Consider the following 9,740-nt stretch of genomic DNA (forward strand, 5'->3'; position numbering starts at 1 on the left):
CCCGTGCAATCCTGGCATGCATCGCCGGACTTATCTCGCCCAAACAACCAGCATGCATATCTAACGCAAACTGAGCCATAATTTTAGGATGTCATCCCGAGTGAGCGAAGCGAGACGAGGGATCTCGAGAGCCCTGCTCCGACAGCGCGGAGCGTGCCGTCATGTTAACTTCAGCCCGTTGCCGTGGCGTCCTGGAGCGTCGGCTTGCGTCCGCGTTGCCCTCATTGCACGATGATGACGGGGTCAAACTTGCGCGCAGTCGGGGGAGGGTGACGTGAGCACGGAGGAAGCCGGGGGCGGAGGCGGGTCCGCTCGCGCGGTGTCGTCTGGTGGGGCCATGGCGGCCGACGGTCACGCGGCCGCCGCCGAGGATGCCCATGCGGTCGCCGGGCGTCGGGCGCGCCGGGCCATGGGTCTGGTGGTCGCCCTTCTGGTGCTGGCCGGGCTGGCGGGGGGCTGGTTCGTCGTCTCCTTCGTCCAGGAGGAACGGTCCCGCGCCCTGCAGGACTGGCAGGTGCGCCTGGGGATCGTGGCCGAGGGCCGCGCCGGGGCGGTGTCCCAATGGCTGGGCGAGCAGGCGGCCATCCTGTCGCGTCTGGCGGACAATCCCAGCGTTCAGCTCTATGTCATGGCCCTGAAGGGCGATGCCGGCGGGGAGACCGAAGCGGACCCGGAAGCGAACCCGGAAGCGGACCCCGGGCGCCGGGACACGGCCGCCCGCCCGGAGGTGGTCGAGGGCGCGTTCCTGCGCACGCTCCTCAACGCCACGGCCGACCAGACCGGATTCGTGCCCGCGCGGCGATCGGGTCGCGTGCCGGCCAACGTGGCCGTGCCGGAGCGGGCCGGGTTGGCGGTGGTGGACACGGCCGGCGACCGCCTCGCGGCCAGCGAGACCATGCCGGCCCGTCTGCCGGACGGGTTCGGCTCGGCGCTGGCCGAGGCGGGCCAGGGCCAGGTGGTCGTTCACGGCCCCGTCCCCGGGCCGACCGGCGCGCCCGTGCTGGGCTTTGCGGTGCCGTTGTACGCGGTGCACCAGGACGCCGGCAGCGGCGGCCCGGTCATCGGGTTCGTGATCGGTGTGCGACCCTTCGACGAAGCGGTGCTGAGCCTGTTGCGCCAGCCGGTGACGCCCTGGCGCAGCGCCCAGACCTATCTGGTCCGGCCCGAGGGCGGCGCGGTCCGCTACCTCTCGCCCGTGGACGACGGCACCAAGGCGCTTTCCACGCTGCTGGCGCTGGACACGCCCGATCTGGCGGCGGCGATCGCCACGCGCGAGCCCGGCCTGTTCGCCAGCGGTCGCCGGCATGACGGCACGGATGTGCTCTTCACCAGCCGCCCGGTCCGCCTGACCGACTGGCTCCTGTTGACCACCGTGTCCGAGGACGAGGCCCTGGGGGCCACGGATGCCCGCCTGCAAACACTGCTGGTGGTCCTGGGTCTGGTCATCCTCGGCGTGCTGGGCGGGGTGCTGGCGCTATGGCGGCACGGGGTCTCGGTGCGCGTGGCCGATCTCGCCAGCCGCTACCGCCTGACCGCGGACCGCCTGCGGGAGACCATGGCCTTCGTGCGCGTGGTGACCGATGGCCAGCCGACGGCGATCGCGGCGGTGGACGAGGCGGGCCGCTATACCTTCGCCAACGCGCAGGCCGCCTGGGGCTCGGGGCTGGACCCCGAGGCGCTGGTGGGGCGCACGCTGGGCGAGGTGATGGGACCGCACGCCGCCCGGCGGCTGCAGGACCTGAACGCCCGCGCGCACCGGGACGGCGCGCCGGTGCATGATCTCGCCGCCATGGAGCGGGACGGCGAAGAGCGCATCATCAAGTCCGATCACATTCCGCTGGCGGCCACACGCGACCATCCGAACACGGTGCTGATGGTGCTGCAGGACGTCTCGGACCTGATCGGCGAGCGCCAGCGTCGCGAGGGCATTCTGCGCGACCTGGTCGGCACCCTGGTGGGGCTGGTGGACCGCCGCGACCCGTTCTCGTCGGATCATTCGGCGCGGGTGGCGGATCTCGCTGTCGCCATCGCCCGCGAGATGGGCGAGTCGGACGAGGTCTGCCGCACCGTCGATTTCGCCGGCAACCTGATGAACGTGGGCAAGATCCTGGTGCCGGAGGAGATTCTCACCCGGACCGGCCCGATCACGGAAGAGGAGATCAACACCGTGCGGGCCTCCGTCGTCCAGACCGCCGACCTGCTGAGCGGCGTGGATTTCGACCTGCCCGTGGGCGAGACCCTGCGTCAGCTTCAGGAACGCTGGGACGGGCGCGGTTATCCGGACGGCCTGAGAGGCGAGGAGATCCTGCCGCCCGCCCGGATCGTGATGGTCGCCAACGCCTTCGTCGGCATGGTCAGCCCGCGCGCGTTCCGTGGTCCCATGACGGTGGAGGCGGCGTTGCGGGAACTGATGGACGGAGTCGATGTGCGGTACGACAGGCGGCCGGTCGCGGCGCTGATGAACTACATGGAGAACCGGGGCGGCGCGGAGCGGTGGCGTCGGGCGCCCGACCGGGTTTGCGCCAATGAGTCGTAAGGGGGCAACGGCGTGATGTGTCCCGCCCCGTCAGCACTTCTCAGGATGGAGGGAGAACACCGGTTGCGGCCGGTGTCGGCCTGTTCTCCTCCCCCCTTCGGGGGGGAGGTTGGGAGGGGGGCGCGTTCATTTCCGCACGGATCACGCGAGCCGCGTCAATCCCACGGAATTTATTTCAACCCCACGGGCATTGTTTCAACCCCACCCCAGCCCTCCCCTATCCAGGGGAGGGAGTCCGGTTCGCGCCTGGGGCTCACAGCCGTTCATTTCGGAGGCCGCGCGGGCAAAAAAAATGAGAACTGCTGCTGCCCCGTCCGCCCCGCGGGCGGGGACAGGGCCAGCGGGATCGGGCGCGCACCAAGACCGGAAAAGCGTGTGCCAGGACCGGCAAAGACAACCGAAGATAAGCATGTTGCTCCTTGAAATCGTTCTTGGAAAACTGGGGGCGGCGATCCTTCCTTGATTGGCGACGCCTTTCGTCGTTTACTGCGGCGCCTGGGGGGAGCCATGTGGGCACTGCACAGTATTCGTCTGGATGATCTTTCCCTGCCCTGTTGTCTGGTCGATCCAGAAGGGCGGCTGCGCAAGATCAACACGGCCTTCCGCATCCGGTTCGGGGTCGTCGAGCTCGAGTCGCCGTGCGGGTCCGTGTTCACGGTGGTGCAGGCCGAGGACAATGTCCGCCGCGCCCGGGCGCTGCTGGCGGGCGATCTGTCGGTTGCGGACATGGCGGTCCCCAACGTTTCCGACAGTATCGTGTCCTATCGGGTGACGGCCGCGCCGATGGCCGGGGACCTGATCCTGCTGATGTTCACGGACATTTCGGATCATGTATCGGTAGAGGAACTCTACGCAGGGGATCTGCGCGAGCTTCACGACCTGTCGCACATCATGGCGCACGACCTGAAAGAGCCCGTGCGCACCATCAGCGGGTTCGCCAACCTGATCCAGCGGCGCATGGACGGCCAGGCCGGGACGGATGTGCGGGAGTACCTGCAGTTCATCCAGGCGGGGGCGGCAAGGCTGGACGCCATGATTACGGCCCTGGTGGACTACTCGCGCTCCACCAAGGCGCTGGACCTGTCCCAGACCGTCTCGATCCGCGCGTGCATGGACAGCGCGGCGGACAACCTGCGCTCTTTGATCCAGGAGACGGGGGCGACCCTGGGCTTTTCCGGGGATGGGCCGGTGGTGCACGGCGATCCGGACCGGCTGGTGCGGGTGTTCCAGAACATCTTCGCGAACAGCATCAAGTACGCCCGGCCGGACGCGCCCCCGCGCATCGACGTGACCTTCCGCCACGAGCCCAATGACGCCTGGATGATCGAGGTCCGGGACAACGGCATGGGTATCGCGGACGGCCAGTGCGGCGCCGTGTTCGCCCTGTTCCGGCGCGGCGTGCCGGACGACCGTGTGGAGGGCGAGGGCATCGGCCTCAGCATCTGCAAGCGCGTGATCGAGGCGCACGGCGGCGCCATCGGCATTCGCCCGGGCGAGGACGGCGGCGCCGTGGTCTGGGTGCGCCTGCGCAAGATGGGCCGCGCGCGCGCGGGTGCGCCGCCGTCGGGGGGCATGTCCCGGCGCGCGTTCCAGGAGAAGCTGCACACGCATCACGTCCGCATCGTCTCCCGTCTGGAGAACATCTCGGATACGCTGCTGCGGCGGCCCACGGACCCCAGCGTGGCGCAGGACGAGGCCCAGTTCCTGGCCGAGGAGATCGGCGCCTACCGAACCTTCATGCACCAGAACACCGACGTCATCGCCGACCTGATGCAGGCGGATGGGGACCCTCTCGGCACCCTGGCGGAGATCGATGAACTGCTGTTCGACGGCGAGCGTTGGCGCGACCGGCTGTCCGGACACGGCGCGGCAGCGGCGACTCAGGCGTTCATGGCCCGCATCCTGCGCCATGTGCACGGCGTGCATCATATCCTGACCCTGCGGCGACAGCGGCTGATCGAGGACCCGCGCGGCGGGGGCGGGCGCCTCGTCCACGTGGCGAAGGGCCCGCGCGAGGCGGTGGACATGAAGGCGGCGGCGTCCTAGCGCCGGAGCGACTGCGGCGCCGGGACCTTGATCGCGGGGGCGCGGCGCGTTACCTCAAAAAAAGGCCCGGATCCGGTGCCCCTCTTTCTTCCCTCGCCCAGCAAGGCCCGCCCCCCATGGATATCCGAGACGGCTTCCTGTCCGCCATCGGCGACACGCCCCTGATCCGCCTGTCCTGGCCCTCGGCGCGGACCGGCTGCCACATCTACGGCAAGGCCGAGTTCATGAACCCCGGCGGCTCCGTAAAGGACCGCGCGGCGCTTGCGCTGGTCCGCGACGGCGAGGCGAGCGGTCTGCTCAAGCCCGGCGGCACCATCGTCGAAGGCACCGCCGGCAACACGGGGATCGGCCTGACCCTGGTGGGCAACGCCCTGGGCTACCGGACCGTCATTGTCATGCCGGAGACCCAGAGCCAGGAGAAAAAGGACACCCTGCGCATGTGCGGGGCCGACCTGCGGCTTGTCCCCGCGAAACCGTTCAAGGACCCGGGCAACTACGTCCATGTGTCGCGTCGGCTGGCGGAGGAGATCGGCGGCTTCTGGGCCAACCAGTTCGACAATGTGGCCAACCGCGACGGCCATCGCCGCACCACGGGGCCGGAGATCGTCCGCCAGCTCGGGGGCCGGCTGGATGCCTTCACCTGCGCCGTCGGCACCGGCGGCACGCTGGCCGGCGTATCGTCCGCGCTGAAGGCCCACGACCCGGCCATCCGTACGGTTCTGGCGGACCCGCACGGGTCGGCCCTGCACGCCTGGATCACCGAGGGCGAGCCGCGCGCCGAAGGCACCTCGATCACCGAGGGGATCGGCCAGGGGCGGGTGACCGCCAACCTGGAGGGCGCGCCCATCGACGACGCGGTGCGGATCGCCGACGCCGACGCCCTTGAGACGCTGTTCCACCTGGTCCAGCACGATGGCCTTGTGCTGGGCGGTTCGTCCGGCATCAACGTGACCGCCGCCATGCGCGTCGCCGAGGCGCTGGGACCGGGCCACACCGTGGTGACGATCCTGTGCGACCTGGGAGCGCGCTACCAGAGCAAGATCTTCAATCCCGCCTTTCTGCGCGACAAGGGACTCCCCGTCCCACCCTGGATGCCCGCCGACCCTTCGGCCTGATACTGATCGGCGATGAACGGGACTCGTCCGTTCCATCGCCTCCGCCGCTTCGCGGCGCCGGCCCAGTCGGGCCCGTATGAGCCCCGGAGCACCCGTGCTGTCCTCTCAACACCTGACTTCCTGCAAGGATGAACCTGCCATGCCGAACGCCCTGCCCGACGCCCTGGTGACCACCGCGTGGCTGGCCGACCACCTGTCCGCGCCGGACGTCCGGATCGTCGATGCCCGCCACTTCATGCCCGCGGACCCCCGCGACCCGGCGGAGGAATACGCCAAGGCCCACATTCCCGGGGCTGTGTTCTTCGACATCGACCGTATCTGTGATCCGGACTCGCCGCTGCCGCACATGATGCCGAGCCCGGAGTTGTTCTCGTCGCGGGTGCGGACGCTGGGCCTGGGCGACGGCCACCGCATCGTCGTCTATGACCACGTGGGCGGGGCCTGCGCGGCCGCGCGGGTGTGGTGGATGTTCCGCGCGTTCGGGCATACGGACGTCGCGGTGCTGGATGGCGGCCTGCCCAAATGGGAGGCGGAAGGCCGCCCCGTGGATGATCGCATCCCGCATGTGACGCCGCGCCACTTCACGGCCCGCGTCAACGCGGCCCTGCTGGCCGACGCGGCGGCGGTGGCCCGGCACCTGGAGGCGGGCACGGCCCAGGTGGTGGATGCGCGCTCGGCCGAGCGGTTCCAGGGCGGTGGCGAGGAGCCCCGGCCCGTCGCCCGCGCCGGGCACATGCCGGGCGCGCTCAATGCGCCGTTCGGGGTTCTGCAGACGGGGCCGCACAACGAAATGGCTCCGGCCGACGAGATCCGCCGCCAGTTGGAGGCCGCCGGGCTGGACCTGACCCGGCCCATCGTCACGTCCTGCGGCTCCGGGGTGACCGCGTGCTACACGGCGCTGGCCCTGTACCGCCTCGGGCGCGACGATATCGCCGTCTACGACGGCTCCTGGGCCGAGTGGGGCGACCGCACCGACCTGCCCGTGACGCGCTGACAGGTGGGCCGTGCGCCGGCCCTCAGGTCAGGCCGTGTGCGGGATGATGCGCAGTTCGACCCGGCGGTTCTGCTGCCGGCCCTGTGGGGTGTCGTTGGTGGCGATCGGACGCGTCTCTCCGTGGCCCTGCCAGTACAGCCGCTCCGGCATGATGCCCTGGTTCATCATGAACTGGGTCACGGCCTGGGCGCGGTCCTCGGACAGGTCCTGATTGTAGCTGGTGCTGCCCGTGGAGTCGGTGTGGCCGTGGACCTGGATATAGGTCTTCGGGTTGTTCCGCAGCGTCTGGGCCACCTGCCGCAGCGTGGGCTGGAATCCGGGCGAGATCTGGGCCGAATCCACGGCGAAGGTGACGTTGGACGGCATGGTCAACAGCAGGCTGTCGCCCTGGCGCTGGACCTGAACGCCACTGCCGGCGACATCCTGGCGCAACTCCTGCTCCTGGCTGTCCATGTAGGCGCCCACGGCACCCCCGGCGAGCACGCCCACGCCCGCGCCGATCAGGGCCGAACGGCCCACGTTGCCGCCGACGGCCGCGCCGATGGCCGCGCCGGCCGCCGCCCCGCCGAGCGCGCCGAGGCCCGCGCCCGTGGCGGTGCGGTTGTAGTTGCCGGTGGTGTTGCAGCCGGCCATCAGCAGGCCGGCGACCGAGACGATCGCGACGGTGGCGGTAAGGCGGGTCTGCATCAGGGGCCTCCGATGGATGGAACGGGGGGGAAACGCCGCCTATTGTCGCGGGGGCGGAGCGTGAGGGCAAGACGGGGACTGCACCCGAATGCCCCCGGATTCGTCAGGGGCATGGGGCGGCACAGATTGACCGTTCCGGCCGATCCTGCCATGCGGATGCCGCGTAACAGTTCGGTAGGGCAAGACCATGGCGAGGACTGGATCCGTGACATCTCCGACCCGCCCCGGCTGGGGCCTTCTGAAGGCGGTCGTGGCGCTGCTGGCGCTGGCGGCCATCGTGCTGGCGATGACGCGCCTGCTGTCGCCCCTGGGCGGGCTGGAGATCACCACCGCGACCGTCGAGCGGACGCCGGTGACGATCTACCGCGCCGAAGGCCAGGACGCCCCCGGTCCGGCCGTGTTGGTGGCGCACGGTTTCGCCGGGTCTCGGCAGCTCATGCAGTCCTATGCGGTGGCGCTGGCTCATGCCGGCTATGTGGCCGTGACATACGATGCCCTCGGGCACGGCCAACACCCCGGACCGCTGCCCGGCAACCTGACCGAGGAAACGGGGGCCACGGTCTATCTTCTGGACCAGTTGGACCGCGTGGTGGCGCACGCGCGCACCCTGGCGCCCGGACACGACCGGGTCGCGCTGCTGGGGCATTCCATGGCGTCGGACATCATCGTCCGGCAGGCCGGGGACGCCGCTGCGGACTATGCCGCCGTGGTCGCGGTCTCCATGTTCTCGCCCGTGGTGACGGCCGAGGTGCCGCCCAACCTGCTGGTCGTTGTGGGAGAACTGGAACCGGGGGTGCTCAAGGACGAGGCCGAACGGGTCGTCGCCATGATCGCGGACGCGGACCCGCCGCAGTGGGGCACGACCTACGGCGCGTTCGACACGGGCGCGGCACGGCGCATGGCGATCTCGCCGGGGGTGGAGCACATCGGCGTGCTGTTCGGCCGCGAGGGGATCGCCGAGGCGGTGGCCTGGATCGATCAGGCGTTCGGTCGCACGGACGGCGGCGAGCCGGTGCCCCCGTGGCGCGGGTCGTGGGTGCTCGTGCTGCTGGCGGCCGTGGTGGTGCTGGTCTGGCCGGCGACGGCGCTGTTGCCGCGTGTCGTGGCGGCGGACGGACCGGCGATCGGCGCCGGCCTGCCCTGGCGGCGGCTGTGGCCGGTGGCCGTGGCCCCGGCGGTGCTGACGCCCCTGATCCTGTGGCCGCTGCCGACGGACTGGCTGCCCGTGCTGGTGGGGGACTATCTGCTGCTGCACTTCGCCCTGTACGGCGCCCTGAGCGCCTTGGGGCTGTGGTGGGTGCACCGGCGCGCGCCGTTGGCCGGGGCGGGACCGACGCGCGGGGTCTCGTGGGGCGCGTTCGCCCTGGCCACGCTTGGGTTGACCGCGATCGTCATGATCGGCCTGGGCGGGCCCATTCACCTGTTCGTCGCCAACTTCCTGCCGACGGCGGAACGGGCGTGGCTGGTGCCGGAAATGATGCTGGGCACGCTGGCGTTCTTCCTGGTGGACGAGTGGATGACGCGCGGGGCTGGACGCGGCCGGGGGGCCTCCGTGGCCACCAAGGCGCTGTTCCTGGCCTCGCTGGTGCCGGCCATCGCCCTGGACCTGAACAGCCTGTTCTTCCTCATCATCCTGTTCCCGGTGATCGTGCTGTTCTTCGTCATCTTCGGGCTGGTCAGCGCCTGGGCGCGGCGGCGCACCGGGCACCCCTGGGTGGGGGCCCTGGTGTCGGCGTTCGTGTTCGCGTGGTGCGTGGCGGTGACGTTCCCGATCGTGACCGGGGCGTAGTGGTCGGATCAGGGCGCCGGGCTGACCCCGCCCATTTCGCACAACAGCGCCCAGGCGTCGTCCGGGATCGGCATCACCGATAGCCGGGACTGGCGGATCAGGGACAGGTCGGCGAGGCGCGGCTCGGCCTTGATGGCGGCCAGGGTGACCGGGTGCGGCACGGGGCACACGGCTTCCACGTCCACCATGCCGAAGCGGCCGGCGGGATCGGACGGATCGGGGTAGTATTCCCGAACCACTTTCACAATGCCGACGATCCGCTTCTCGTTCACCGAGTGATAGAAGAACGCGGTGTCGCCGAGGCGCATGGCCTTCATGTTGTTGGACGCCTGATGGTTGCGGACCCCGTCCCAGGGCTCGACGCCCACCCGCACCTGATCGTCCCACGACCACGCGCCGGGTTCGGATTTCATCAGCCAGTGCGCCACGGTGCGCGTCTCCCTGTGCCGGAGGTCCTCTTTATACCAGCGGCGGGTGAGTCTGACTCACCCGCCGAGCGGCACCGGCCCTCTCCCCCACCCGGCCACCCATAGGATACTGGCGTTGGGTGGCCGGGTGGGGGAGAGGGCCGGC

General features: G+C 70.3%; 7 protein-coding genes. 5 read left to right on the top strand and 2 right to left on the bottom strand.

Features of this window, described 5'->3' with window-relative positions; genetic code table 11:
- The first annotated feature begins 274 nt into the window (after positions 1 to 274).
- From GHC57_RS20495 to sseA, 4 genes are all read left to right on the top strand, one after another.
- The gene (locus GHC57_RS20495) at positions 275 to 2,536 is read left to right on the top strand and encodes an HD domain-containing phosphohydrolase (RefSeq protein ID WP_153346829.1); all 2,262 of its coding nucleotides are present in this window, start codon (positions 275 to 277) and stop codon (positions 2,534 to 2,536) included.
- Between the two features lie 507 nt (positions 2,537 to 3,043).
- Positions 3,044 to 4,582, top strand: a complete 1,539-nt coding sequence (locus GHC57_RS17930; protein ID WP_153346831.1) for a sensor histidine kinase — start codon at positions 3,044 to 3,046, stop codon at positions 4,580 to 4,582.
- 116 nt (positions 4,583 to 4,698) lie between these two features.
- Positions 4,699 to 5,697 carry a cysteine synthase A gene (locus GHC57_RS17935; RefSeq protein ID WP_153346833.1) on the top strand — a complete coding sequence of 333 codons (999 nt, stop codon included), beginning with the start codon at positions 4,699 to 4,701 and terminating at the stop codon, positions 5,695 to 5,697.
- Between the two features lie 139 nt (positions 5,698 to 5,836).
- The gene (gene sseA, locus GHC57_RS17940) at positions 5,837 to 6,691 is read left to right on the top strand and encodes a 3-mercaptopyruvate sulfurtransferase (protein WP_153346836.1); all 855 of its coding nucleotides are present in this window, start codon (positions 5,837 to 5,839) and stop codon (positions 6,689 to 6,691) included.
- Between the two features lie 27 nt (positions 6,692 to 6,718).
- Here sseA and GHC57_RS17945 read toward each other — a convergent pair whose 3' ends face one another.
- A complete protein-coding gene (locus GHC57_RS17945; RefSeq protein ID WP_153346838.1) occupies positions 6,719 to 7,378 on the bottom strand; it encodes a YiaD family glycine zipper/OmpA-like lipoprotein in 660 nt (219 codons plus the stop codon).
- A gap of 205 nt (positions 7,379 to 7,583) precedes the next feature.
- Here GHC57_RS17945 and GHC57_RS17950 point away from each other — a divergent pair, with 205 nt between their 5' ends.
- Positions 7,584 to 9,167, top strand: coding sequence for an alpha/beta fold hydrolase (locus GHC57_RS17950; RefSeq protein WP_211369239.1), 1,584 nt, complete (start codon positions 7,584 to 7,586; stop codon positions 9,165 to 9,167).
- 8 nt (positions 9,168 to 9,175) lie between these two features.
- On the opposite strand, the gene GHC57_RS17955 is transcribed toward GHC57_RS17950, so the two are convergent.
- Positions 9,176 to 9,595 carry an EVE domain-containing protein gene (locus GHC57_RS17955; protein ID WP_170294961.1) on the bottom strand — a complete coding sequence of 140 codons (420 nt, stop codon included), beginning with the start codon at positions 9,593 to 9,595 and terminating at the stop codon, positions 9,176 to 9,178.
- Positions 9,596 to 9,740: the final 145 nt, after the last annotated feature.

The sequence above is a fragment of the Roseospira navarrensis genome (genome assembly GCF_009601025.1).
Lineage (GTDB): Bacteria > Pseudomonadota > Alphaproteobacteria > Rhodospirillales > Rhodospirillaceae > Rhodospira > Rhodospira navarrensis.